At 55.9% G+C, this 25612-nt stretch carries 21 protein-coding genes; 13 read left to right on the forward strand and 8 right to left on the reverse strand.

What is annotated here, in order from left to right; genetic code table 11:
• The first annotated feature begins 24 nt into the window (after positions 1 to 24).
• Positions 25 to 1203: a 2-methylaconitate cis-trans isomerase PrpF gene (prpF, locus tag IEX40_RS15995; protein WP_188750065.1), complete on the forward strand. Its 1179-nt coding sequence runs from the start codon at positions 25 to 27 to the stop codon at positions 1201 to 1203.
• A 244-nt stretch (positions 1204 to 1447) separates the two neighbouring features.
• Positions 1448 to 2833, forward strand: a complete 1386-nt coding sequence (locus IEX40_RS16000; protein WP_188750067.1) for a diguanylate cyclase domain-containing protein — start codon at positions 1448 to 1450, stop codon at positions 2831 to 2833.
• A gap of 242 nt (positions 2834 to 3075) precedes the next feature.
• On the opposite strand, the gene IEX40_RS16005 is transcribed toward IEX40_RS16000, so the two are convergent.
• Positions 3076 to 3978: a DMT family transporter gene (locus IEX40_RS16005; RefSeq protein WP_188750070.1), complete on the reverse strand. Its 903-nt coding sequence runs from the start codon at positions 3976 to 3978 to the stop codon at positions 3076 to 3078.
• Between the two features lie 95 nt (positions 3979 to 4073).
• Positions 4074 to 5141 (reverse strand): 3-deoxy-7-phosphoheptulonate synthase, encoded by a 1068-nt coding sequence (locus tag IEX40_RS16010; protein ID WP_188750072.1) that lies wholly within the window; start codon positions 5139 to 5141, stop codon positions 4074 to 4076.
• 278 nt (positions 5142 to 5419) lie between these two features.
• On the opposite strand from IEX40_RS16010, the gene dsbD reads away from it, so the two are divergent.
• A complete protein-coding gene (gene dsbD, locus IEX40_RS16015; RefSeq protein ID WP_229680800.1) occupies positions 5420 to 7324 on the forward strand; it encodes a protein-disulfide reductase DsbD in 1905 nt (634 codons plus the stop codon).
• On the opposite strand, the gene IEX40_RS16020 is transcribed toward dsbD, so the two are convergent.
• A complete protein-coding gene (locus IEX40_RS16020; RefSeq protein ID WP_229680801.1) occupies positions 7325 to 8041 on the reverse strand; it encodes a response regulator transcription factor in 717 nt (238 codons plus the stop codon).
• A 10-nt stretch (positions 8042 to 8051) separates the two neighbouring features.
• Complete coding sequence (locus tag IEX40_RS16025; protein WP_188750074.1) at positions 8052 to 10919, reverse strand: cache domain-containing protein; 2868 nt, start codon at positions 10917 to 10919, stop codon at positions 8052 to 8054.
• Positions 10920 to 11147: 228 nt separating this feature from the next.
• On the opposite strand from IEX40_RS16025, the gene IEX40_RS16030 reads away from it, so the two are divergent.
• Both IEX40_RS16030 and IEX40_RS16035 read left to right on the forward strand, forming a co-directional pair.
• The gene (locus IEX40_RS16030) at positions 11148 to 12776 is read left to right on the forward strand and encodes an acyl-CoA synthetase (protein ID WP_188750076.1); all 1629 of its coding nucleotides are present in this window, start codon (positions 11148 to 11150) and stop codon (positions 12774 to 12776) included.
• Positions 12777 to 12991: 215 nt separating this feature from the next.
• Complete coding sequence (locus IEX40_RS16035; RefSeq protein ID WP_188750078.1) at positions 12992 to 14404, forward strand: xanthine/uracil/vitamin C permease; 1413 nt, start codon at positions 12992 to 12994, stop codon at positions 14402 to 14404.
• Positions 14405 to 14453: 49 nt separating this feature from the next.
• Here the strand turns inward: IEX40_RS16035 and IEX40_RS16040 are convergent, their stop codons facing one another.
• Together IEX40_RS16040 and IEX40_RS16045 are read right to left on the reverse strand one after the other, a co-directional pair.
• A complete protein-coding gene (locus IEX40_RS16040) occupies positions 14454 to 14999 on the reverse strand; it encodes a hydrolase (RefSeq protein WP_188750079.1) in 546 nt (181 codons plus the stop codon).
• 9 nt (positions 15000 to 15008) lie between these two features.
• Entirely contained in the window at positions 15009 to 15572 is a 564-nt protein-coding gene (locus tag IEX40_RS16045; RefSeq protein WP_188750081.1) for a DUF2889 domain-containing protein, read from the reverse strand.
• 94 nt (positions 15573 to 15666) lie between these two features.
• Here IEX40_RS16045 and IEX40_RS16050 point away from each other — a divergent pair, with 94 nt between their 5' ends.
• Positions 15667 to 16134 carry a GNAT family N-acetyltransferase gene (locus tag IEX40_RS16050; RefSeq protein ID WP_188750083.1) on the forward strand — a complete coding sequence of 156 codons (468 nt, stop codon included), beginning with the start codon at positions 15667 to 15669 and terminating at the stop codon, positions 16132 to 16134.
• Here the strand turns inward: IEX40_RS16050 and ppsR are convergent.
• Complete coding sequence (gene ppsR / locus IEX40_RS16055) at positions 16127 to 16945, reverse strand: posphoenolpyruvate synthetase regulatory kinase/phosphorylase PpsR (RefSeq protein ID WP_188750085.1); 819 nt, start codon at positions 16943 to 16945, stop codon at positions 16127 to 16129. The genes IEX40_RS16050 and ppsR overlap by 8 nt on opposite strands.
• 231 nt (positions 16946 to 17176) lie before the next feature.
• On the opposite strand from ppsR, the gene ppsA reads away from it, so the two are divergent.
• From ppsA to IEX40_RS16075, 4 genes are all read left to right on the forward strand, one after another.
• Positions 17177 to 19510, forward strand: a complete 2334-nt coding sequence (gene ppsA, locus IEX40_RS16060) for a phosphoenolpyruvate synthase (RefSeq protein WP_373286486.1) — start codon at positions 17177 to 17179, stop codon at positions 19508 to 19510.
• 132 nt (positions 19511 to 19642) lie between these two features.
• Positions 19643 to 19966 (forward strand): 2Fe-2S iron-sulfur cluster-binding protein, encoded by a 324-nt coding sequence (locus IEX40_RS16065; RefSeq protein ID WP_188750089.1) that lies wholly within the window; start codon positions 19643 to 19645, stop codon positions 19964 to 19966.
• Positions 19963 to 21183 carry an NAD(P)/FAD-dependent oxidoreductase gene (locus IEX40_RS16070; protein ID WP_188750092.1) on the forward strand — a complete coding sequence of 407 codons (1221 nt, stop codon included), beginning with the start codon at positions 19963 to 19965 and terminating at the stop codon, positions 21181 to 21183. The genes IEX40_RS16065 and IEX40_RS16070 overlap by 4 nt, the downstream gene beginning before the upstream one ends.
• A gap of 82 nt (positions 21184 to 21265) precedes the next feature.
• The gene (locus tag IEX40_RS16075) at positions 21266 to 22093 is read left to right on the forward strand and encodes a CvfB family protein (protein ID WP_188750094.1); all 828 of its coding nucleotides are present in this window, start codon (positions 21266 to 21268) and stop codon (positions 22091 to 22093) included.
• A 2-nt stretch (positions 22094 to 22095) separates the two neighbouring features.
• Here IEX40_RS16075 and IEX40_RS16080 read toward each other — a convergent pair whose 3' ends face one another.
• Complete coding sequence (locus IEX40_RS16080) at positions 22096 to 23082, reverse strand: integron integrase (protein WP_188750096.1); 987 nt, start codon at positions 23080 to 23082, stop codon at positions 22096 to 22098.
• A 360-nt stretch (positions 23083 to 23442) separates the two neighbouring features.
• Here IEX40_RS16080 and IEX40_RS16085 point away from each other — a divergent pair, with 360 nt between their 5' ends.
• The 3 genes from IEX40_RS16085 to IEX40_RS16095 all read left to right on the forward strand — a co-directional run bounded on the left by IEX40_RS16085 (position 23443) and on the right by IEX40_RS16095 (position 25431).
• Positions 23443 to 23823 carry a hypothetical protein gene (locus IEX40_RS16085; protein WP_188750098.1) on the forward strand — a complete coding sequence of 127 codons (381 nt, stop codon included), beginning with the start codon at positions 23443 to 23445 and terminating at the stop codon, positions 23821 to 23823.
• Positions 23824 to 23916: 93 nt separating this feature from the next.
• Positions 23917 to 24915 carry a hypothetical protein gene (locus IEX40_RS16090; protein ID WP_188750100.1) on the forward strand — a complete coding sequence of 333 codons (999 nt, stop codon included), beginning with the start codon at positions 23917 to 23919 and terminating at the stop codon, positions 24913 to 24915.
• Between the two features lie 99 nt (positions 24916 to 25014).
• Positions 25015 to 25431, forward strand: coding sequence for a hypothetical protein (locus IEX40_RS16095; RefSeq protein ID WP_188750101.1), 417 nt, complete (start codon positions 25015 to 25017; stop codon positions 25429 to 25431).
• Positions 25432 to 25612: the final 181 nt, after the last annotated feature.

The raw sequence follows: 25612 nt of genomic DNA on the forward strand, positions 1-25612 counted from the left end.
ACAGTTGTTTAAAGGTAGCGTGTTATGGCTCATGTACCTCAGATAAAAATACCGGCGACCTATATTCGTGGCGGCACCTCCAAGGGCGTTTTTTTCCGTCGCCAGGATCTGCCCGAAGTGGCGCAGGAGCCGGGCGCCGCGCGTGACAAGATTCTGCTGCGCGTGATCGGCAGCCCCGACCCTTACGGTCAGCAGATCGACGGCATGGGCGGTGCGACCTCCAGCACCTCCAAGACCGTGATCCTGGATAAAAGCAGCCAGCCGGATCACGACGTGGACTACCTGTTCGGGCAGGTGGCGATCAACAAGGCGTTCGTGGACTGGTCCGGCAACTGTGGCAACCTGACCGCGGCGGTTGGCGCGTTTGCCATCGCGTCCGGTTTCGTCGATGCGGAACGGATCCCTGACAACGGTATCTGCACCGTGCGCATCTGGCAGAAGAATATCCGCAAGACGATTATCGCCCATGTGCCGATCACCAACGGTCAGGTGCAGGAAACAGGCGATTTCGAGCTGGATGGCGTCACTTTCCCGGCTGCCGAGGTGGTGATTGAATTTATGGATCCGGCCGACGGCGAGGGTTCCATGTTTCCCACCGGAAACCTGGTAGACGATCTGGAGGTGCCGGGTGTCGGAACTTTCAAGGCGACCATGATCAACGCCGGCATACCGACCATCTTCCTCAATGCGGCTGATATCGGCTATACCGGCACCGAGCTGCAGAAGGATATCAACTCCGATGCCGAGGCGCTGGCGCGTTTTGAAATCATGCGTGCTTATGGCGCAGTGAAGATGGGGCTGATCTCCGATATCGCGGAAGCGGCCGCCCGTCAGCACACACCCAAGATTGCCTTTGTCGCGCCGGCGACCGATTACGAGGCCTCCAGCGGCAAACTGATCTCATCCCGGGATATCGACGTCTGCGTACGCGCATTGTCGATGGGCAAGCTGCATCACGCCATGATGGGCACCGCCTCGGTGGCGATCGCGACCGCTGCAGCGGTGCCAGGTACCCTGGTCAATCTGGCTGCAGGCGGTGGTGATCGTGACGCGGTTACCTTCGGTCATCCCTCGGGATCCCTGCGCGTTGGCGCCGCAGCAGAGGTGGTTAACGGCGAGTGGACGGCAACCAAGGCGGTGATGAGCCGCAGTGCTAGAGTGCTGATGGAGGGATGGGTACGTATCCCCGGAGACGTGTTCTAGACCTATATGGCGCCCCGGGAGGGGTTACGGGAGATATCATCTCCCGATATGTTCGGGGGGCTGCCGTTTACCCAATGGTTTTCCCCTGCTGCCGGTGGGTACCTGTCAGCTCTACCGGCTAGATTCCAGCCCGCACTTGCGGGCTTTTTTAGTTGAGAGATAAGCGATAACGGTTAATATAGTAGCCAAGTCGTCACAGTAGTTGAATTCCGGGCGCATCCATTGGGACGGGGGTAGGTTGCCGTTGAACTTAAGCCAAAAAAGACGCCAGCTCCTTCCCTATATCGCCATCGCACTCTTGCTTCTCGGCGGTGCGGCGATTACCGAATCCCTGCAGAAAGTGGTTACCGACCGCACTTTCCAGTTACAGCGAACCGAAGCGCTCGGCGTCATATCGCAGCTGCGTGCTCAGCTTGAATCTGAAATCAACAGCGTGCTCTATCTCAGCAGCGGACTGATCAGTTACGTCACGGTCCAGCCGCGAACCGATCAACAGCAGTGGAATGCGCTCGCCGCCGAGATCGTGCGTGGAACCGAGCATGTGCGCAACATAGGTTTGGCGCCGGACAACGTGATCCGCTTTGTCTATCCGCTGCACGGCAACGAGGCGGCGCTGGGCCTGGAGTATGAGCAAAATCCCAAGCAGTGGCCGGCGGTCAAGCAGGCGATCGATAAGGGGGGGATGGTTCTCGCAGGCCCGCTTACGCTGGTGCAGGGCGGCTTGGGGCTTATCGCCCGCACGCCCATTTTTACCCACGGTGATTCAGAGCAGACGTCGCGTTACTGGGGGCTGGCATCGGTGGTGATCGATGCGGAGTCGATGTTCAGGTCGGCCGGTATCAAGGATCAGGTGTCCGGCTACCGCGTTGCGATAAAGGGGCGCGATGGCTTGGGTGAACAGGGCGAGATGGTATATGGCGCCGAGGAGGTGTTCACCCAGGGTATCGCCAAGATGAAGATCTTTTTTCCGAATGGTCACTGGGTCATTGCGGCTCTACCCGATAGCACTGTGGGCTCGTATTGGATGGGGCCACAGGTAGCGCGTGTGGTGGGCTATAGCTTCCTTGCCGTATTGTCAGTTCTGCTCGTAATTCTGGTCAGGCTTTACCATGCCAGCAAGGGAGAGGCGATGCATGATCATCTGACGGGGTTGCCCAACCGGCGGTTGATGATCGAGCGGCTGACCCAGCTTGCCGTATTGAATGAGCGTACGGAAATCAATTTCGCACTCTACTTTATTGATCTCAATGGCTTTAAAGCGATCAATGACAACTATGGACATGTTGCCGGAGATGCGGTTTTGGTAGAAGTGGGGAGGCGCTTGATACATACCGTACGCTCATCCGATACGGTGGCGCGAACCGGTGGCGACGAATTTATGGTACTGCAACCGGGTGTGAAGTCTGTGGTAGCGGCGAAGACCGTGGTCGAGAAGATCGAAGCCGCGTTGCGAGCGCCATTCCAATACCAGTATGTGACGATCGATATTTCAGCGGCAATAGGTGTTGCAATCTATCCCAAGGATACGGCCACCGTCGATAAGCTGATCATGGTCGCGGATGACCGGATGTACGAGCGCAAGGCGGAGATGAAATCAGCGGCAGTGGTAAGCGAAAACCTGGTTGACTGACATCACTGGTGAGGCGTGCGCCGGGCAAAAAAATGCCGCACATTTGTACGGCAATACGATAACTAGAGATAAACGCAAGGAAAAGCAAAAAACCGAAAGGAACGCGGGACTTGAATCCTTACATCCGCCTGTGTACCCCAACAACAACGACAGGATGCACGCCCCTTCCGAATAGTTGTTATCCTAAGGTCGAATGGCGTGGGCGACAAATGATGCTTTATCGGGTATTTGTTGAGAAAAATTCACGATGCGTCAGCCAGTTCGGAGCGTCCGGACCGCCCCCGTCGTTGTTGCCGTAGCGATATGATCGCATTCAGCGCGATAGCGCCGACAATCAGTGTGCCGCCTAGCAGTGTCGGGGCCGGCAAAGCCTCATCCAGTGCCCACCAGACCCAGATCGGCCCCAGAACCGTTTCGATCAACAGGAACAGACTCACCTCTGCGGATGGCAGGTGGCGAGTCGAGCTGAATATCAGCAACGATGCCAAGGGCATCTGAATCAGCCCCATCAGCGCCAGCCAGGCGTAGCTTGCCGGTTCCAGCGCGAAGGGGGCGGCGAAGGGCAGGCAGATCAGCGCGGTAACCAGGCCGGAACCGGCGACCAGCGGCAGGCGTGGCAGCTCCGGCATCCTGCGCAGCAGAGTCAATGCGCCAGCCATTACCACGGCAAGCAGCAGAGCCAACAGGTCGCCCAATTGTCCTGGTTGTCCAAATGATGAATAGAAGACGCAAAGCACACCGGTTATCGCCACTAATATCGCAAGCAGCGTGCGCTTTGGTGTCGGTTCGCGAAACAGAATCCAGCTTAGGGCCGCGGCAAAAAGAGGGGAGCTGGCCAGTATGACGACGGTGTTGGCGACTTGGGTATGGCTGATCGAAAACACGAACAGCGCTGAGCTGAGCCCGTACAGCAGGGTGGCCGCCAGAGCTCCGATCCAGAGTCCACGGGTGTCGGGCCAGCGAATATGGCGGCGCCGTAACACACAGATAAATCCAGCCGAGAGCATGACCAGGGTGCCGCGCCAGACGCCAACGTCGGTGCCATCGGCCTGTACAAGGCGTATCAGCAGGGCGTCAAAGCTGAGAACAAGAACCCCTAGGGTGGCCAGCAACATGCCTTGCTGACGGCTGGTTGACGCGGTCATGAGTGTATCCGAATCGATATTGAGGTGCCGTTTGAGCGACGAGTTCGCGACAGCAGCGGGAGGAAGGGGGCCGCAACAGAGCGGCCCCGCTGCTTTTAACGCTTGGGCAGAACGTCCGCGAGCTTACGGCTCATGTCACGGAGGCTGTTCTCGGTGGTTTTCCAATCGATACAGGCATCGGTGACCGATACACCGTATTTCAGGTCGTCCAGTTTGTCCGGGATCGACTGGTTACCCCACTCCAGGTTGCTCTCGATCATCAAGCCGATAATAGAGCGGTTACCCTCCAGGATCTGATTGGCAGCGTTCTCGGCAACCAGCGGCTGCAGGCCAGGATCCTTGTTGGAGTTGGCGTGGCTGCAGTCGATCATGATGTTCTGGCTAAGCTTGGCCTTCTCCAGCGCCTGCTCACAGAGCTTGACGCTGACAGAGTCGTAGTTCGGCTTGCCGTTGCCGCCACGCAGGACGACGTGACCGTAACGGTTGCCGCGTGTGCGCACGATCGATACTTGGCCCTGGGCGTCAATGCCGAGGAAACTGTGCGGATGGGAAACCGACTTCATGGCGTTGATCGCCACATCGAGGCCGCCGTCGGTGCCGTTCTTGAAGCCTACGGCGCAGGAGAGGCCCGAAGACATCTCACGGTGGGTCTGTGATTCGGTGGTGCGGGCGCCGATCGCCGACCAGCTGATCAGATCCTGGATATACTGCGGCGAGATCGGATCGAGCGCTTCGGTGGCCAGCGGCAACCCCAGTTCGGAGAGGTCGATCAGTAACTTACGCGCGATATGCAACCCCTCTTCGATATCGAAGGAGTCATTCATGTGCGGATCGTTGATCAGGCCCTTCCAGCCTACAGTGGTGCGGGGCTTCTCAAAATAGACGCGCATTACCAGATACAGCGTATCCTTGACCTCATCCGCCAGTGCCTTTAGACGGCGGCCATACTCCAGTGCGGCTTCCGGGTCGTGGATCGAGCAGGGGCCGACGACGACCAGCAGGCGCTTGTCGGTGTGATCGAGGATATCGCGGATCACCTGACGGCCATTCATCACCACTTCGGCAGCCTTTTCGGTGATCGGCTGACTCGCCTTCAGCTGATCCGGAGTTACCAGTGCCGTGTTCGATTCTACATTGAGGTCTTCTACGCGTTTATCTGTCATTGTCCTGTCCTGACGGCAATAGGGTAAGGCGTCTACTCACGCCAAGGTCGATCTTTTTACCATATCCGTGGCGCTATTACAGGTCTTCAAGGGTCTAATCCCGCCGGATAGTGCATCTTGGTGTCGTAATTCTCGTGCTGCGGCAATCTGTCTCACTGCTGTGCCGGATTATCGATGGTACACTTTGCCCACCGGGTAGCCGGGTTAACGTCGAACCGGTTGTTGTTCCCGAGGTCATACAGTCATCCATATTGTCAGGCGAAAGAAGGAAGATCCGTTTGCGTGCGCTGCTAGGTACTGGCCGTTCTCTGTTGTGCCGAATGCTGGGGGTGATTGTCTTCGGCATGACCCTGCTCAGCCCTATGGTTGTGCAGGCAGGGTTGTTCGATTCACTCGTCAATGACAGCACCCAGCCGCTTCCGGTCGATAAAGCCTATGTGCTGCGCCTTGATAGTGTAGCGCCAGGACAGCTGGACCTGGTCTGGCAGATCGAGCCCGACTACTACCTGTATCAAGATAAGGTGGTCGTCACACCTGGTGAAGGGGTGGCGATCGTCGATCGGCGCGACGCGCCTGCCAAACCCAAGGATGACCCGCTGTTCGGCCGGGTCCAGGTCTATTACGACGAAGCGCGCGTCAGCCTGCTGCTGGGTTCAACATCGGGCAGCGAACGGGGTGAGCTGACTGTGACCTACCAGGGGTGCTGGGAGGGCGGTATCTGCTATCCGCCGGTAACCGAAAAGCTGGAAGTGGTCGATCTGATTGCGGCGGCAGGATTGAGCTGGCCAGGTAGTACGGAACAAGAGAGCGCTCCGGCACCCTCACAGGCTACAGCTGTCGGTGCCAACGCCGATGCGCCGGTAAAGGTCAGTGAGCAGGACCGTTTTGCGAGCCTGCTTACCGGTACCTCGCTGGCTGCGATCCTCGGCGCTTTCTTTCTGGCCGGGCTGGCGCTGTCACTGACACCCTGCGTGTTTCCCATGATTCCGATCCTGTCCGGCGTCATCGTTGGCCACGGTCACAAGATCACCACACTGCACGCCTTCCTGCTGTCGCTGGTCTATGTCCTTGCGATGTCGCTGACCTATACCGTTGCCGGTATCGTGATCGGGCTGTTCGGTGCCAATGTCCAGGTTGCACTGCAGAACCCTTGGGTGATCTCGATTTTTGCCCTGCTGTTCGTGTTGCTGGCCTGTTCCATGTTCGGTTTCTATGAACTGCAGATGCCCAGGTGGTTGCAAAGCCGCGTCAGCGAAGTCAGCGCTCATCAGAAGAGTGGGTCTGTGCTGGGGGTGGCCATAATGGGCTTGTTATCGGCGCTGATCGTTGGGCCTTGCATGGCGGCGCCGTTGGCCGGTGCGCTGATCTACATTGGCCAGACCGGTGATCCGGTTTTGGGCGGTGCCGCGCTCTTCGTGCTGTCGCTCGGTATGGGCGTGCCGTTGTTGCTGGTTGGGGCATCAGCCGGCAAGTTGTTGCCCAAGGCCGGCAGCTGGATGGAGGGGGTCAAGGCCGCGTTTGGTGTCATCCTGCTGCTGATGGCGGTATGGATGCTGGATCGTATCCTCCCGGTGGAAGTGACCATGGCGATGATCGGCATTATCCTGATCATCAGCGCTGTTTACCTCAATGTGTTCGAACGCCTGGGTGAGCACACCGGCGGCTGGCATCGGCTCTGGAAGGGGCTTGGCATGATTCTGCTGGTGTACGGTGCAGCACTGCTGATCGGCCTGCTGTCAGGCGGCAGAAGCCTGCTCTATCCGCTGCAGGGGCTGGCGGGATCCCAGGTTACGCAGTCCGGATATGCCGCCGGTGTCAGTGCACAGCTGCCTTTTACCAAGGTCACCAGCATCACCCAACTGGATCCACTGCTGAGACAGGCGGCGGAAGCGGGGCAGCCGGTGATGCTGGATTTCTATGCCGACTGGTGCGTCAGTTGCGTGGAGCTGGAGTATGTCACTTTCGCCGACAGCGAGGTTCAGCGCCGGTTGGCAGGGGTCAAACTGATCAAAGTCGATGTCACCGCGAATGATGACGAGTCGAAGGCGCTTAATCAGCGCTATCAGGTGTTTGGACCACCGGTGCTGTTTTTTGTCGATGGGTCGGGCCAGCCGCGCCCGGAAATGACCATGGTCGGTTTCGTTGAGCCGAACGAGTTTCTAACGCGAATCGCCACGCTCTGATCAGTCATTGATCCAATCCACCTCCGCAGTCAGGATATAACCGGCGCCATAGACCGTCTTGATGATAGTAGGGTGGCGCGGGTCCTGTTCAATCTTCTTGCGAATTCGCGACATGCGTACGTCGATGCTGCGGTCGAACGGGTCGGCGTATCCCTGCAGCAGCTGGTCTCTTGATAGAATCTGCCGAGCTGAGCGCAGCAGCAGCGTGAGCAGGGCGGCTTCTGCAGCGGACAGTATCTCGCTCTTGCTGCGTTCCTGATGATTCAGCGTCAGTGTGCTGGGATCGAACAGCCAGCCGGCGAAGGCGGCCTTGCGCGCTTTATCACTGCGTGTTGCCGCGGTCTCTATATGTTCCAGACGACGAAACAGACTGTTGACCCTGGCTACCAGCTCTCGGGGGTCAAAGGGCTTGATCAGGTAATCGTCGGCGCCGAATTCAAGGCCCAGTACTCTGTCGCTGGTGCTGTCTCGCCCCGAGATAATGATGACCCCAAGACCAAGCGAGTCGCACAGCTGGCGTACGATCGCGATACCATCCATGTCGGGTAGGCCCAGGTCGATGATGCAGAGATCGGGTTTTCGGCGGTTAAGCGCATGAGTCGCCTGTGCGCCGGTCTGGAAGCTGCGTGTGTCGTACCCATGCCGATGGAGCTCGGTTGAGATCAGGTCACAGATGTCGGCTTCATCGTCGATTATGTAGATCAGTTTTTTCTGCACCTTAGTCTCTCTATCTCTCTTGTTCTTGTATAAGGGGTGTGCGCGCCTCACCGCTTTGAAGGGCTTTACCGAGTTGTTCGCGGCTGAAGGGTTTGCGCAATAGCGGTAACGGCCTGCAATCGCTTGGGCGCTCGTCGTGCCGAGATGCAAAACCGCTGATCAGCACGACCGCTGACTTTGGATGCTGCCGCCGCATTTGGCGGGCCACGTCGAAACCGTTTAGATCTCCCGGCATCACGATATCGCTGACCAGCCCGTTCAGTTCCGGCAGGGTATCGATCAATTCACAGGCTTCTTTAGGCTCACGGCTCTCGATCACCTGATAGCCGAGTCCGGATAGCTGATTGCGAACAACCTCGCGCAGGTCATCTTCATCGTCCAGTAGCAGTATCAGGCCTCTCTCTGTGCTGGAGCCGTTTTCGCTATCGGCAAGGTCCCGGACTTCGGTGAGTTGACGATCAGCCGGCAGCAGGATGGTGATGCACGCGCCACCGTCAGTATTGTTGGAGAGGGCGATATAACCGTTGCTCTGTTTGACAAAGCCATACACCATGCTCAGACCGAGGCCAGAAGAGTTTTCCACTTTGCGGGTGGTAAAGAAGGGTTCGAATGCACGCTCCATCCCCTCCTGGCTGAAGCCGCAGCCGGTATCGCAGACAGTAATCTCAACGTAGTCACCGAGTGCCACCTGCTCGTCGAGGAGGAGGGTTTGGCTAACGCTGCGATTGCTTATATGGATACGCAGCTCACCGCCTTTGGGCATGGCAGCCCGGGCATTAAAGGCGAGATTGACCAGCGCATCCTCCAATTGGCCGGGATCGGCCAGGGGTTGCCATAACTCCTCGTCCATAACCAATGTCTGGATAATATTCGACGGCAGTGAGCTCTCGATCAGGGCAAGGCAGTCGCCCATCAGCGCGTTCAGGTCGATGCGGCTGGGGGAGAGCGGCTGGCGCCGCGCAAAGGCCAGTAGGCGCTGGGTGATGTCGGCGCCACGACGGGTCGCGCGGATGGCCGGCTCGATGTGGCGCAATAGCTCCTTGGGCGTTGCCGGGTTGTCTTGAATGGCGAGCAAATTCCCTTGAAGTATCGAAAGCAGGTTATTGAAATCATGGGACAAGCCACCGGCAATCTGACCCACGGTGTGCATGCGCTGTGCGGCCTGGAGGCGGCGTTCCCCCTCACGCTCTGCTGTGATGTCCAGGGATAGATTGATCAGGCCCAGCACGCGGCCCGGCTCCGGGTCGAACGGCATCAGCGTGCGCTTGGTGATCCGCCTCTCGCCTTCGATCTCCAATGGATACTCGAAAGTGCTTGAGGTGCCGTTCAGCGCTTTCTCAACCTGGGGACGGATATCTTCATACATCTTTGGACCGACGATCTCGCTCAGATGTCGGCCAATCACCTCCGATTTGGCGAGACCGAAGGCGCTGGCATAGCCCTCGTTGACAAACACGTAGCGCTGCTGGTTATCGACATAGGCGATCTGCGCCGGCAGGGCGTCAAGAATCAAGCGCTGACGCTCTTCGAGCAGCTTCAGGTTGCGGCTTGCCGCGCTGATCTCATCCATCGCCTGTCGCAGCTGTTGGTTGCGCTGATCAAGCTCCAGGGTGCGCTCGTTAACCTTGTCATCCAGCAGGGCGATGTTCTGACGCAGCCGGTCGACCATGCGGTCGAAGGCGCCGGCTAACACACCGATCTCATCGTCGCGTCGGATTTGGGTTGTTGCGTCCAGTTCGCCAGCGCTGATGCGCACAGCCGTTTCGGAGAGCTTTCGAATCGGCCGCGTGACCATGTTGACGAATACGAAGGCGAGAAGGCTCGCGGCCAGCAGTGCGATGGTGGCGATCACCAGGATGCGATCGGCCAGTACTTCGGAGCTGGCTTGCAGCTCTTCAAGATAGATCGTTGAGCCTATGTACCAGTCGAATCCCGGCAGGTAACGCACCAGAGAGACCTTTTCATAGCTGTAATTGCCAGGGTCGGTGGGCCTGTCCCACTTGTAGTAGAGCTCCTTGCCGGTGTCGGCGACGGAGATCAGGTCCTGCATGATGGTGTTGCCGGTGACGGGGTTTTTCAGCGTATGAAAGATCGAGCCGTCAATGTTCCGGTTGGGGTGTACCAGCATGCGCCCGCTGCTGTCGAAGATGAACAGATAGCCGGTATCGGCAATCTTGATTCCGGCAAAGGCGTCGCGTAGCTCGGTGAGGGCCGCTTCCCGCCGAGCGGCCACCTCCGCTTCTACATCGTCGATGTAGACGCCGGCGCCGATGACAAAGTGCCACTCGGGGAAGTACTTCACATAGGAGAACTTTTCCTGCTTCTGCTTTTCGTTGAGTCGACTCCAGCGATACTTGTAAAAACCTTCGCCGTCGGCGAGTGCGGCGTCGATCACCGGAGGAATAATCAGTTGGCCATTCTCATCGACCAGCTCATAGGTGCTGCGCCCCTGATAGGCGGGGTCCGGGTGCGATACCAGGGTGAAGGACTCGTCCACGATCCAGACATAGTCGCCTTCGCCATAGGTCAGGGTGCGCAGTTGTTGGAAAATGTAGTGGCGAGCCTGCTCTTCGTTCATGCCTGTTTTCCGCGCCAGCTCGTACTGCCGCGAGAAAAAAAATGCCGTCGAGTCGACAACGGCGCGCAGCCGCTGGCGATGGGACTCAAGCACCTGCTCCCGGTACTCCTGTGAGCTGGAGTGCATCTTGGCTGCCAGCTCAAACACGTTGTTCAGCGCGATGTGATTGGCATTGCGCTCGATCTCGAACACTTTGCTTTTAATCAGCGGTACGGAGTAGAGATAGAAGGCCGCGATAATCGCCGCGATGATGGCGAAAATGACCAGTAGAAAACGTTGTGTCAGATTTGACTTGAGCACGTCTGTATCCGAGGCGGTTATTGTAGTTGCTTCGGGGCTGGGTGAGCCCTGAGCTTTTTTTGCCTGATTGAGCCATATTAACTCACTTTGTCATATGGCAAAGCCAGGCGTTACATTTCGTAAGATTTGCGAAAAAGTGTCGAAAAACTCCTGCCCTAGAGTCCAGCCTATCGACCCCTCCCTTCATTCGGTATGCCGCCGGAGATAACAATAACGAGGTTATAGGATATGCCTGCAACACCCATGAGTATCTTCGATCAGCAACTTGACCAGAACAGCGCAAACTATGCCACGCTCACGCCGGTCAGTTTTCTGGAGCGCTCGGCACAGGTTTACCCCAAGCGCACTGCGATCGTACACGGCACATTGAGGCGCAGTTGGCTGGAAACCTGGCAGCGCTGTCGTCGCCTGGCCAGCGCTTTGCAGGGGCTGGGCATTAAGGCGGGGGAGACGGTGTCGATCATCGCGCCCAACATTCCCGAGCATTACGAAGCCCACTTCGCGGTACCGATGAGTGGTGCGGTGTTGAACAGCATCAACACTCGTCTTGATCCCGAGGCGGTGGCATTTATCATGGAACATGCGGAAACCCGGGTGCTACTGGTCGACCGCGAGTTCTCCACGGTGGTATCGCGGGCGTTGAAACTGATGCCGCGCAAGCCGATCGTGATCGATATCGACGATCCTCAGTACGAAGGCGGCGAGTTGATCGGTCAGATGCGTTACGAGGAGTTGCTGGCGAAGGGTGATGAGCAATTCATCTACACGCCGCCCGATGACGAGTGGCGCGCGATCTCCCTCAATTACACCTCCGGCACCACCGGTAACCCCAAGGGTGTGGTCTATCACCATCGTGGCGCCTACCTGAACGCATTGAGCAATATCGTGTCCTGGGGCATGACCGAGAAGCCGGTTTACCTCTGGACCCTGCCGATGTTCCACTGCAACGGCTGGTGCTTTCCCTGGGCCCTTGCCGCGGTCAGCGGTACCAATGTCTGTCTGCGTCATGTTCGGGTCGAACCTATATTCGAGCTGATCCGCAAAGAGGGTGTCGACCACTTCTGCGGTGCCCCGATTGTCCTCAATATGCTTAACGGCGGGCCGCAGGCGCTCAAAGAGGGAATCGAGCACAAGGTCAAGGTGATGACCGCCGGCGCCGCACCGCCAGCCTCGGTGATCGAAGGGATGGAGGCGCTTGGCTTCTCCGTGACCCATGTTTACGGCCTGACCGAAACCTATGGCCCCAGCGTCGTCTGTGCCTGGAAAGGGGAGTGGGATGAACTCAGCCTGACCGAGCGTGCGCGATTGAAATCCCGCCAGGGTGTCAAGGCTCCGATGCTGGAGGGGTTGATGGTTGCCGATCCGGTGACGCTAGAGCCGGTGCCCGCAGACGGTATCACCATCGGTGAGATCATGATGCGCGGCAACCTGGTGATGCGCGGTTACCTGAAGAACCCCAGCGCCAGCGAAGAGGCGTTCGCGGGCGGTTGGTTCCACTCCGGCGATCTGGCAGTTTGTCACCCCGATAACTACATCGAGATCAAGGATCGCTCCAAGGATGTGATCATCTCCGGTGGCGAGAATATCTCCAGTATCGAGGTGGAGGATATTCTCTACCGCCACCCGAAGGTGCGCGAGGCCGCCGTGGTGGCGCGACCGGACGAGAAGTGGGGCGAGACCCCCTGTGCCTTTATCGATGCCAGCGGTGAGGTGACAGCGGAAGAGATTATCGAGTTCTGTCGGGCGAACATGGCGCATTTCAAAGTGCCGAAGACGGTTGTGTTCGGAGAGTTGCCCAAGACCTCAACCGGAAAGATCCAGAAGTATCTGCTGAGAAATCGCACCAAAGAGCTATAACCATCAAACACTCATGGTGATGACCAGGCACCCTATTCCTGGCTGTTTTGGGCGCGATTATCGCGCCCTTTTTTGTTTGGCATTGCTACATTTCGTTGCTTTTGAGAAAAATTCTCGACGTATTCACGGGTTCTACTAGTGCTGTAGTGCGTGGGTTCGACCATCGAGCCCACGACTGAACCAGTAACAGCACGCACCAGAATAAGGAACCCCAGATGTCGATCGTCAACCGCCAACACGGTACCGAGCAGCCTTACTGGCCGCTTGGGCCTTTCAAACTGCGCCTTCCGTTAATCCATTATCGCCTGGAGATGCCGGAGATGATCCAGGGACTGATCATGTTCGTGGTGGGTCTGGCGATGATCCCGCTACTGGAAAACTACCTGGGCATGCCGTACGAGGCGGCGCTGGCGTTCACCTTTGTGGCCGGCCTCGGCTATATCCTGCCGGCGCTGCTTGGGGTGCCGCTGGTGCCGGGCTGGATCACCCCGGCGATACCGGTGGTACTGTTATATCTGAAAGGGTTCGAACCGGGGCCGGAAGCGATCAAGGCGATGTTCGCGCTACAGCTGGAGGTAACGCTGATCTTTCTCTTCCTGGGTATCACCCGACTGGGCTCGAAACTGGTGGACCTCATCCCTAATTCACTTAAGGCAGGGATCATCATCGGTGCCGGTATCGCCGCGCTGATGGGAGAGCTGAAAACCGGCGGGCGGATCGACTCTACACCGATCTCCCTGCTGCTCGGGGCGATCATCTCGGCCTATATCCTGTTTTCGCTATCGTTCAAGAACGTGGTGAATGCCAGTCCGCTGGCCAAGCGGATCGCCAACTTCGGCATGGTGCCCGGTATGATTATCGCCATGCTGATCGGCTGGGGCAGCGGCGAGTACGCGACGCCGGATATTCAGTGGGGTATCACCCAGCCCGATTTTGCGCTGATGTGGCAGTACCTGACCTTTACCATCGGTTTCCCCGGCTGGGATGTGTTCCTGCTGGCGATACCGACCGCCGTGATCGCCTACGTGATTGCGTTCGGCGATATCATCGTCGGGTTTACGCTGGTCAAGCGTATCGACCACCTGCGCGAGGATGAAAAGATCGATGGCAGCGTCGACCGTGTCCATCTGGTAACCGCACTGCGTAACCTGTTACACGCGTTTCTGGCACCCTGGCCCGGATTGGCCGGTCCGCTGTGGACTGCGGCACATGCAACGGTTGCCGAGCGTTATGCCATGGGCCGCAAGGCGATGGATTCGATCTACAGTGGTGGTGGTACCTTCTGGATTACCGGTTTCGTGGCACTGTTTATCCTGCCACTGGTGACGCTGTTCAAACCGGTACTGCCAATTGCACTGTCGCTGACGCTGATTCTGACTGCGTATATCTGCATCATGGTCGGCATGGAGCAGCTGAAGAATCCCACCGAACGGGGCGTGGCGGGTATCGTGGCTGTTACCCTGGCCATGCCGGATCCGAAATCGACCGTGTATGCAGTAGTGATCGGACTGGTGCTCTATTTCCTGATCGAACGGCCGAAGCTGTTCGGCAAGCATGCGCCGGAGGATGAACTGATCTTTGCCGATGAACCTGAGGCCTCGATCAAGGAGCGGACCGAAGCCACCTGATAAGGTGCTGCAAAAGACAAAGCCCGCACTCGCTGCGGGCTTTGCTGTTTCAGCGCAGGAATTCGCGGCTGATTTCGCGGAAACGGTCGTTACCCGCCTTGCGCAACCACTCGAAGGCGACCATCTCGCGGGTCACGATCTGCACGCCGTTCTGTCTCAGTCTTTCAATACCGGCGGCCTTGTTGGCCGGTGTGCGCGAACCAACGCAGTCCTCGACCACGAACACCTCGCGTGCCTGCTGTTTGAGCTCCAGTGCAGTTTGCAGCACGCAGACATGGGTCTCCATCCCGGCGATGATGATCTGACCCATCTTGAGCTGCTCGATTGCCGCAGCACACTCAGGCTCCGATGCGCAGGAGAAAGCCTGTTTGGAGAAAATCTGCTCGTCAGGCAGGCGCCGACGTAACACCTCAAACGTTGGACCCAGTCCCTGCGGGTACTGCTCGCTGGCGATCACCGGGATGTGCAGCCGGTTGGCGACGTCGGTCAGCCAGCAGCAGTTATCGATTAGCTGCTGGGCGTCGTCGATGGCCGGTGCCAGTCGCTCCTGGATGTCGACCAGCAGCAGTAGCGAACGGTCGGGATGAATCAGCATGTGGTGTCCTCAGTTTTCGCTCTTATTATGTGGCTGATAGTGCTTGGGCCAGTAGCTTTTTACCACGTCGGAGTCTTCGGCGAACGAGTGGCAGCTGTTCAGCATCGGCGGTGGTGTCGAGCCGGTGTGCCAGTCCTCCAGATACTCGCGCTCCTGGTGCGTAGCCTGAAACGCGGTGGTGGCCAGCGGCCCCAACAGCTCAAGCAGGTGGGTACAGCCCTGAGTGCCGGCGAACAGCTCGCGGGTCTTACGGGTAAAGCCCGGGGCGATCTGCAGCCCCTTCAGTAGCTGGTAACGATCGGCAATATCGGGGCACATCCTGAACGGCGTGTGGTCCATGACCGCTTCCGCTTCCAGGATGTTCAGATCCAGGTCGACGGTGATGCGGATCGCCATCTCGTGAATCGGCGCACCAGCCGGCAGCAACCCACCTTCATGCATATCCATATTGTACGTCTTCGTATCCAGCAGATAGGCCTCGACATCCCAAAGACCATCCTTGCGCTTGTATCCGCGGCAACTGACTTGGCGCGTGTGCGACAGCTCGCGCTCGACCGGTTCGGACAGGGGCATAACAACTCCTGTAGACTGTTGTGAAACCAGCAATTATGCCAGATCGGCACTTGCTAGTTACGAATTCGGTGACATCAATATGGGAACAGTATAAATGCCAGAGACAACAATCGACTGGAAACTGTTGTCCTATAGCGCTTTTGATCTTCGCATGCTGGAGGACTGGCTGGCACTGCGCCAGCGGGTGTTCGTGGTGGAGCAGTGCTGTGCCTACGCCGATATCGACGGCCAGGATCGGGATGCCCTGCACCTGCTGGGCATGGAGGCGGGGGAGCTGATTGCTGGCGCGAGGTTGTTTCAGCCTAAGCAGGAGATCCCATACAGTCGTATTGGCCGCGTCGTGGTGGCACCGGAGTATCGCGCCGGGGGCCTGGGGCGGGAGCTGATGCGACGTGCTATGGCGGAGTGTGTTTCGCTAGGGTCGGAATACCCGATAAGGGTATCGGCACAGGCGCATCTGCGGCAGTTTTATGCCTCGCTCGATTTCGTCGAGGTTAGCGGGATCTATGACGAGGATGGAATCCCGCATATCGACATGGAGTACCGCCGAAATCTCAGTTGAGCCGCCTGATCAGACCGGTGTGGGCGATGATCCGCGTGGAGATCTCCTCTATGGAGAAGTTGGTGGTGTTGATGAACGGCAGGTCCTGCTGCTGAAATAGCCGCTCGACGGTACGAATTTCGAAGTCACACTGGTCCAGTGAAGCGTAGCGGCTGTTGGGGCGACGCTCATGGCGAATCGCCGCCAGCTGGAACGGATCGATGGTCAGGCCATACAGTTTATGTCGGTAGCGCTGCAGCACCTCGGGCAGCCGGGGCGACTCCATATCCTCGTCGGTCAGCGGATAGTTGGCCGCACGTACGCCAAACTGCAGTGCCATATAGAGGCAGGTGGGTGTTTTACCGCAGCGAGAGACGCCGACCAGAATGATATCCGCGCGGTCATACTGTTGGGTACGGGCGCCGTCATCATTATCCAGCGCGAAGTTGACCGAGTCGATCCTGTCCTTGTAGCGGTTCATCTCGATGATGCCGTGGGATTTGCCCACGGTATAGGAGGAGTGGGTTTTCAACTCCTTCTCCAGCGGCTTGAGAAAGGTCGAGAACACGTCGATCTTGAAACCGTTACTGCTCGCCAGCAGTTCGCGAATCTCTTCGTCGACGATGGTATCGAGCACGATCGGCGGTTCGCCATCCTCTGCACAGGCAGCGTTGATTCGCTCAACGGTGGTCCGGGCTTTTTCCACGGTATCGATGTAGGGCAGGGTGATCTTGTTGAACTTGATCCCCTCGAACTGGGAGAGCAGGCTGTTGCCCAGGGTTTCAGCGGTGATGCCGGTGCCGTCGGAGATAAAAAAGGCGGTTCTTTTCATATTGCGGTAGCTCAAAGTCCGTCTAGTCCCGTTTCGCACTGTACGGGTATTTTGGCAGCAGAATCGCCGATTTTTGTAAAAAAATTACATTTATTTCGAACTGGCGATTTTTGTTTTCAGCTGGAGTATCATCCATGCCTTCAGAAAAAATAACAATAACTATTCAGGTAGACGTTCAACTCAGGAGAAACGGCTTTGCGGCAATATGTACTGCGCCTGGATCAGTCAGGCATGGGGGATGTAGACAAGGTTGGCGGTAAGAATGCCTCCCTTGGAGAGATGATCAGTCAGCTTAGCGACGCGGGTGTATGCGTTCCGGGCGGTTTCGCAACCACCGCCGAAGCTTACCGCGAGTTTCTCGACCATGGCGGACTTTCAGGCAAGATCAACGCAGCGCTCGATGCCCTGGATGCTGAAGATACTCGGGCGCTGATCGAGACCGGCAGCCGGATCCGCAAGTGGATAATGGATGCGGAGTTCCAGCCTGAGCTGGATGCACAGATCGAGAAAGCCTGGGCCGAGATGTCCGCCGGTAATGCGAATATGGCGGTCGCCGTGCGCTCCTCCGCAACCGCGGAAGACCTGCCGGATGCATCCTTCGCCGGTCAGCAGGAGACCTTCCTCAATATTCGCGGTCTGGACAACATCAAGCACGCGATCAAGGAGGTGTTCGCCTCCCTGTATAATGACCGTGCCATCTCCTACCGCGTACACAAGGGTTTCACCCACGCCGAAGTGGCGCTGTCCGCCGGCATCCAGCAGATGGTGCGCAGCGAAACCGGCGCCTCCGGCGTTATGTTCACCCTGGATACCGAATCAGGCTTCCAGCATGTGGTGTTCATCACCGCGGCGTATGGCCTCGGGGAAACCGTGGTGCAGGGTGCAGTGAATCCGGACGAGTTCTACGTCTACAAGCCGACCCTGGCCCAGGATACGCCGGCGATCCTGCGCCGCACCCTGGGTTCCAAGGCGATCAAGATGGTCTACACCAACGAGGGTAGCGCCGGTCGTGCCGTGGAGACAGTCGATGTGCCGATGAGCGACCGCCAGCGTTTCTGCATCTCCGACGCCGATGTTGAGCAGCTCGCCCGCATCGCCGTGATCATCGAAAAGCACTACGGCCGCCCGATGGATATCGAGTGGGCGAAGGATGGTGACGATGGCCAGCTCTACGTGGTCCAGGCGCGTCCGGAAACCGTGCGCAGCCAGGGTAGCGCCACCGTCATCGAGCGCTACCTGCTGAAAGAGAAGGGCAAGGTGCTGGTCGAAGGTCGCTCCATCGGCCACCGCATCGGTTCCGGCCCGGTCCGTATCGTCAGCGGCCTGGAGGCGATGCACGAGGTGCAACCTGGCGACGTACTGGTTACCGATATGACCGACCCGGACTGGGAACCGGTCATGAAGCGCGCGGCAGCGATCATCACCAACCGCGGTGGACGTACCTGCCACGCGGCGATCATCGCCCGTGAGCTGGGCATCCCGGCCATCGTTGGTTGTGGCGATGCCACCGAGCGTCTGACCAACGGCCAGGAGGTCACCGTTTCCTGCGCCGAGGGTGATACCGGCCGGGCCTACGAAGGTCTGCTGGCGTTCGAACACCAGACCAACAGCGTCGAGTCGATGCCGAACCTGCCGTTCCACGTAATGATGAACGTGGGCAACCCGGATCGCGCGTTCGATTTCCAGGCACTGCCCAATGCCGGTGTCGGACTGGCGCGTCTCGAGTTCATCATCAACCGCATGATCGGTGTACACCCGAAAGCGCTGCTGAACTTTAATGAACAGCCGCGCGATGTGAAGCAGATCATCGAGCGCCGTATCGCCGGTTACGCCAGCCCGGTGGACTTCTATGTCGACAAGCTGGTCGAGGGTATCTCGACACTGGCGGCTGCCTTCTATCCGAAGAAGGTGATCGTGCGCATGTCCGACTTCAAGTCCAACGAGTATGGCCACCTGATCGGCGGTGACCGCTACGAGCCCAGCGAAGAGAACCCGATGCTCGGTTTCCGTGGTGCAGCGCGCTACATCTCCGACGACTTCCGCGACTGCTTCGAGCTGGAGTGTCGTGCGTTGAAGCGGGTGCGCGATGTGATGCGCCTGACCAACGTGGAGATCATGGTGCCGTTCGTGCGTACGCCGGGCGAAGCCAAGCAGGTGGTCGATCTGCTCGCCGACAACGGTTTGCGTCGTGGCGAAAACGGCTTGCGCCTGATCATGATGTGCGAGATCCCGTCCAACGCGCTGCTGGCCGACCAGTTCCTGGAGCACTTCGACGGCTTCTCCATCGGCTCCAACGACCTGACCCAGCTGACCCTGGGCCTGGATCGTGACTCCGGCATTATCGCGCACCTGTTCGATGAGCGTAACGATGCAGTCAAGAAGCTGCTGGGGATGGCAATCGAGGCGTGCCGCAAGCAGGGCAAATATATCGGCATCTGCGGTCAGGGCCCGTCCGATCACCCGGATCTGGCACGCTGGCTGATGGAGCAGGGGATCTCCAGTGTTTCCCTGAACCCCGACTCGGTGCTCGACACCTGGTTCTTCCTCGCAAACGAAACGCCCTGATTCGTAAGGGGCTATTCGCCTGATCGGCCGGGTGGAAATGGACAGATCCACCCGGCTGACTCTATCTTCTTAATTATGTCGTATCCGATAACGGTCGGTTTCAGGCCCTTATCTGCTATACAGGATATTGAGATGGTTAAGATCACCTTCGTGGAAGCTGACGGCGTCAGCTACGATATAAAAGCGCCAGAAGGCTGGAGCCTGATGGAAGCTGCCTTTCACAACGGTGTTGAAGGCATCGAAGCGGAGTGCGGCGGCGCCTGCAACTGCGCCACCTGCCACGTCTATATCGACGAGCGCTACCTCGACAAACTCCCGCCAATAGGCTCGACCGAAGATGAGATGCTCGAGTGTACCGCAGCCGAACGCAGAGCGAACAGTCGTCTCTCCTGCCAGATCGAGCTTACAGCCGAGCTTGACGGCATTGTGGTTGATCTGCCGGAAACCCAGATATGAGCGATGCGGGCATCGTTATCGTCGGCTGTGGCCACGCTGGGCTGTCGACCGCCGAGACCCTCAGGCGTCGGGGTTACCGGGGCCGGGTACGGCTGATCGGTGACGAAGCGGGCCTGCCGTATCAACGCCCACCGCTATCCAAACAGTTTCTCAAGGGCGAGTGGGATCAGTCTCGTCTGATTCAGCGTAATGCCGAGTTTTACGTCAAACATGATATTGAGCTGATTCCGGGGCAGATGGCGACCAGTCTGGACGTCGGTGGCAGAAGCCTGGCGCTGGAGTCCGGCGAACGCCTTACGTGGGACAACTTGGTGTTGGCCACAGGGGCAAAGCTAAAACGGCTCCAGGTATCCGGTGCTGATGCTGCCGGGGTCTATTACCTGAGGACATTGGCGCAAGCCAAAGCACTGCGCGCCGCGTTATCCGGCGCGACTCAGATAGTCGTGATCGGCGGCGGTTTTATCGGGCTTGAAGCCGCCGCCGCATTTGTCGATGCGGGGAAATCGGTCTGTATATTGAACGGTGCCGACAGTTTGCTGCCACGCGCTGCTAGCGGCCCAGTTGCCCGTCATATGGCAGGTTTGCACCTTGGTCGGGGCGCGCAGGTCGAAAACGCTATCGAGCTGGCCGGCTTCGATACGCAGGGCGGACGCGTGTCCGGTGTGACGCTTCGTGATGGACGCAGCTTTCCTGCCGATATCGTGCTGGTCGGCATCGGTGTCGAGCCCGATACGGAGCTGGCGCAGACCGCCGGCCTTAAGTGCAAGGATGGCATACTGATCGATGAGCAGTGCCGAACCTCGGCCCCGGATATCCTGGCAGCGGGCGATTGCGCCCGCTTTCGCCACCCCCTCTATCATCGACTGGTGCGGCTTGAGTCGATCCAGAACGCAATCGAGCAGGGTAAGCATGCCGCTGGTACGCTACTCGGTGATACAGATCCCTACCGAGCCGTGCCCTGGTTCTGGAGCGATCAGTACGACACTAAACTGCAGATCGCCGGTCTGGCCGATGGCCATGACCTGGAGGTGATTCGAGGTGATGAGCAGGGTGAGCGCTTCTCCGTATTCTGTTATGCACGGCGACGTTTGCTGGCAGTGGAGTCGATCAACGCGCCAGCCGACCACATGATCGCCCGACGGCTGATACAGTCCGGTATCTCGCCGACTGCAGACGATGCCGCCAATCCCGATTTCAACCTGCGCGACCTGCTCTAGTGTCGATAAGCCTTAATCGCCGGTTAGCCGACGTGATACAGTATCGCCCCTGAACCCCGCTACCCGTAAAAGAGATACTGACGTGATCGAGATTGGAAAACTCAACAGGCTCAAAGTGATGCGTGAAGTCCCGTTTGGGGTCTATCTCGATGGCGGGGAGGCGGGTGGAATTCTGCTACCCAAGCGCGAAGTGCCTGAGGGCTGCCGCATCGGCGACCGTCTGCAGGTGTTCGTCTATCTGGACTCGGACGATTTCCTCGTCGCCTCCACCCGCAAACCCAAAGCGATGGTCGGGGAGTTCGCCAGTCTCAAGGTCACCGACGTCAACAAGGTCGGCGCCTTTCTCGACTGGGGCATGCCCAAGGAGCTGTTCCTGCCCTTTGGCGAACAGCTGCGGCCGCTCAAGCCCGGTGACTGGTGTGCCGTTTACCTCTATATCGACAACACCGACCGTATCGCGGCGTCTGCCAAAACCGACCGATTCCTCGAGAAAAATCCCACCGACCTGGAGGTCGGCCAACTGGTAGAACTGCTGATCCTGCGTCGTACCGACCTCGGATTCCCCGTAATCATCGATCACCGTTATCAGGGCCTGCTGCATCATCAGGACCTGTTCCGCGATGTTGGTCCCGGACAAAAGCTGACCGGCTTCATCAAACAAGTGACGCCCGAGGGCAAGATCGACGTGATGCTGGATAAACCGGGCTACGCCCGTGTCGATCCTCTGGCGCAGAAGATCCTCGATTACCTCGAAGCCAACGACGGTCTCTGTCCGCTGGGTGACAAGAGCGACCCGGACGCGATCCGCGACACCTTCGGCGTCAGCAAAAAAGCGTACAAGATGGCCCTGGGCTCGCTGATGAAGGCAGGGCGGATCAAGCAGGATGAGCAGGGCGTGCATCTGCTCTGAGGTCAGAACTCCATACTGTCACTAATCAGGGCGCTCAGCGGGCTCTTGACCCCTTGCGCCCCTTGCTTGAGCACATGGGTATAGATTTCGGTAGTCTTCACGTCCGCATGGCCAAGTTGCTGCTGCACGGTGCGTATATCCGCGCCCGACTGTAGCAGGTGAGTGGCAAAGGAGTGGCGCAGCGTATGACAGGTCACTACCTTGGTAATCCCAGCATCACGAGCCGCTTTTTTTACCGCCTTATTGAGGTTATTCTCATCGAAGTGATGTCGACGCAGGCGGCCACTGGAAGGATCGATACTTAGGCGTGACGCAGGGAAGAGGTAATGCCAGCCAAGCTCGAAAGGCGCAGAGGGATATTTGCGGGCCAACGCATCCGGCAGCCAGACGCCGGCATAGTGCTCAATGGCCTTGTCACGCGTAAAGATAGCGCCAACCCTTTTCACCTGTTCACGCAACGGCGGCAACAGTTCGTCAGCCACCGTCACCAATCGGTGTTTCCCTCCCTTCCCATTGATCACCCGAATCTGCCGGAAATCGAAATCTATATCCTTGACCCGCAGGCGCACCAGTTCGATACGTCGCAAACCAGAGCCATACATGAGCGCGACCATCAACTTCTGCCGCCCGACCACTTGGGCAAGCAGCGCAGAAACCTCGCTACCGGTCAGAACGACGGGGAGCTTGCGCTGCTTTTGGGAAGTGCTGTAGCCGGACAGGTCGCCGACTGTTTGTCCCAGGAACTTGGTCTTGAGAAATACAATAGCGTTCAGCGCCAGGCTTTGAGTACCGGCGGAAACCTGTCGTTCCGTTGCCAGAAAGGTAAGAAAGCGCTTGATATCGGTATCGCCAAGTTCCGTGGGATGCCGCTTCTCGTTGAACACAATGAAGTACTTTATCCAGTACAGGTAGGAATCGATCGTACGCCGACTGTACCGCTGCACCCACATGTAGTCTTCGACGGTTTTAAGAAAGGGAGAGTTCGCCATGTTTAACACCTCATCCTTGAAATGTCTGATGAACGTTATACCTTTTAGACAGGCTGGAGTCGAGCCGGTATACCTTTTTAGACGAGGTAATAAGTTAAAAGTTTTGAAAAGTGCATATATATCATGAGCTTATAATTCTTGAGTCTACTGCAAGGATAATTAAAAGGTATTCTTGCTAATAATTATTATGAGGTAGGAATACCTCATAAATGGACTGTTAGCCAAAAGGAGTTGGTAATGATATATAGGGCCGAGGAAAAGAACCTAAAAGATTGTGTTCTTCATGAATTGAGATACTTTTGGTTGATAGTGTCCTTTATTTTATTTCTGTTGTGTGTCGCAGCTTTGTGGTACTCGTTTTTGGGTAAGAGTGTTTGGATTAGTAAAGAAAATTATTTGTTGATGGGATCTGTGTTTATATTGATTCTGTGTCAACAAATATATTCAGGATGGGATTTTTACAAAAATAGAGCTTCTAATTTTATTGAGATTTCTGATGACAAAATATCTGTTAACTTTAAAGGTGATTCAGAGCTTATTTATTTATCTTCTGTAACCAATATGGTTTTATATGATTTATTCGGCGATCGTATATTACATATTGTTTGTGGAAAAGAATCTCATAAATTAACAATAAACGGTTATGATGGTGATATTAGTAACGGTGTCATCCAAGTTATGGGTGTTAATAATATAAGAAAAGCGGGCTTTTTTGAGGCCATAAAATTGTTTTTCAAATAATTCCATGGCTAACAATTTTATGAAATTGACCTCAACAAGCTACGCTTATTTCGGCAATTTATAATGGCGTTATGCACTAATGGATATCTAAAGATGAATTATAAGTTTCGATTGGTATTTTATCATCCTAAGCCTGGTTTCTTTCGTATTGATTCAGACGCAGTTGAATTCGAACTCTCAGACGAAATAGCGATTCAAGTAGTACCACGCGATAGTGAAAAACTCATTAGTGCTACCAAATACCATATTGAGAGCGGAGGATACTCTTCAGTTGTTGACGCAAAAGAAAGTGGGGAAAAATTACGAACTCACTTGAGATTGTTAAATTGCATGCTTGATCTTGGTCTGTCAATTCCAATTTCGGACGGATCGAGTGGTGGGGTTAGTTCGGCAATAAAAGAAAAAGCTCGTGAAACTGGTGGTGAAGTATTAGATACGATAATTGGACTAAGGGTTTTTCCTGACGATGGCAATCATTTTGAATATGTTACATCTGGAAGAATGAATGTGTCTCCTAGTGACCCTTTATACGTCTTAAAAGGACTAAAGGATTCTTGGATTAATGATTTTGAATTTAATGAAAACACAGCTGACATAATAGAAATTTTAAATATTTCAGTTAGAGAATCGTCACCAAAGGTTAAATATTTAGCTACATATTTGGCAATGGAACAAATAATTGAAAGAAAAATGCGTAGTATAGAGGCTCAATCATTAATTGATCAATTCGTTGAGCTTACAAAAGAATCTAATCTAACAAAAGACGAAAAAGCTTCACTTTCGGGTTCATTGGGATATTTAAAAGAGCAATCATTTAGTAGTGCATTCAGTAGTTTTGCAAAGTGTATAAAAGATCCGGTTTCTATTAATGGTATGCCAGTTACTAGGTTTGTTTCTGAATGTATTAAATTACGAAATAAAATTGCTCATAACGTGGCAATTGAAAATATATCAAAAATAGAAGAATATACTAAACACTTAAGAAGCATGGCATTAAGCTTACTTTGGTCTGAAAATAGATTTCCAGATCTCTCTGTATATAGACCGGCTGATAAAGTCGAAGTTGAAAAAATGGAAATTAGAGTTCTTTAACGGCATAACAAAAAATTAAAGTTCGCCCGCGAGCGGGCTGGGACCTCAAAAGCTACGCTTCTTCGGCCCCTTAATTTAGCGTTATGCATAGGTGAGGTTATGGAAGTCATCTACATCATAGGGTTCTTGATGGTAGTAGGAGTAATTTCTTATATACTTGATTACTTCAAGATGAAGAATCTTGCCATCGATCGTGGTGAAGCAAATATATGTGAGTATGCTAGGTCATTTGATTTTCGTAATGTTGATACGAAAATAATGAGAGAAGTGTGGAATGAACTACAAAATTTTCTAGGCCAGTATAATGGAAAGCCATTCCCTCTCAAGGCTAATGACCTTTTTGATAAGACGTATAACATGGATCCTGATGATCTGGATGATATATATTGGTCAGTGGCTGACCGATTAGGTATAGATACTGAGAATCCAGAAACCAATCCTTACTTTAATAAAGTCACATCCGTGAAAAACTTAGTGTTGTTTTTGCATCATCAACCGAGGTCAAATAATGCATAACAAAGTCATGAAATTGACCTCTCAAAGCTGCGCTTTTTTCGGCAATTTATAAAGACGTTATAAGCCAAGGGAGAGTTCGTGCATCTAGTCATGTTTGACATAGACGGTACGCTGGTCGAATCATACGATTTTGATACGGAGTGCTTTCAGGCTGCCGTCAAAGATGTGATTGGTATTTCGG

This window comes from Marinobacterium zhoushanense, assembly GCF_014641945.1.
Lineage (GTDB): Bacteria > Pseudomonadota > Gammaproteobacteria > Pseudomonadales > Balneatricaceae > Marinobacterium_D > Marinobacterium_D zhoushanense.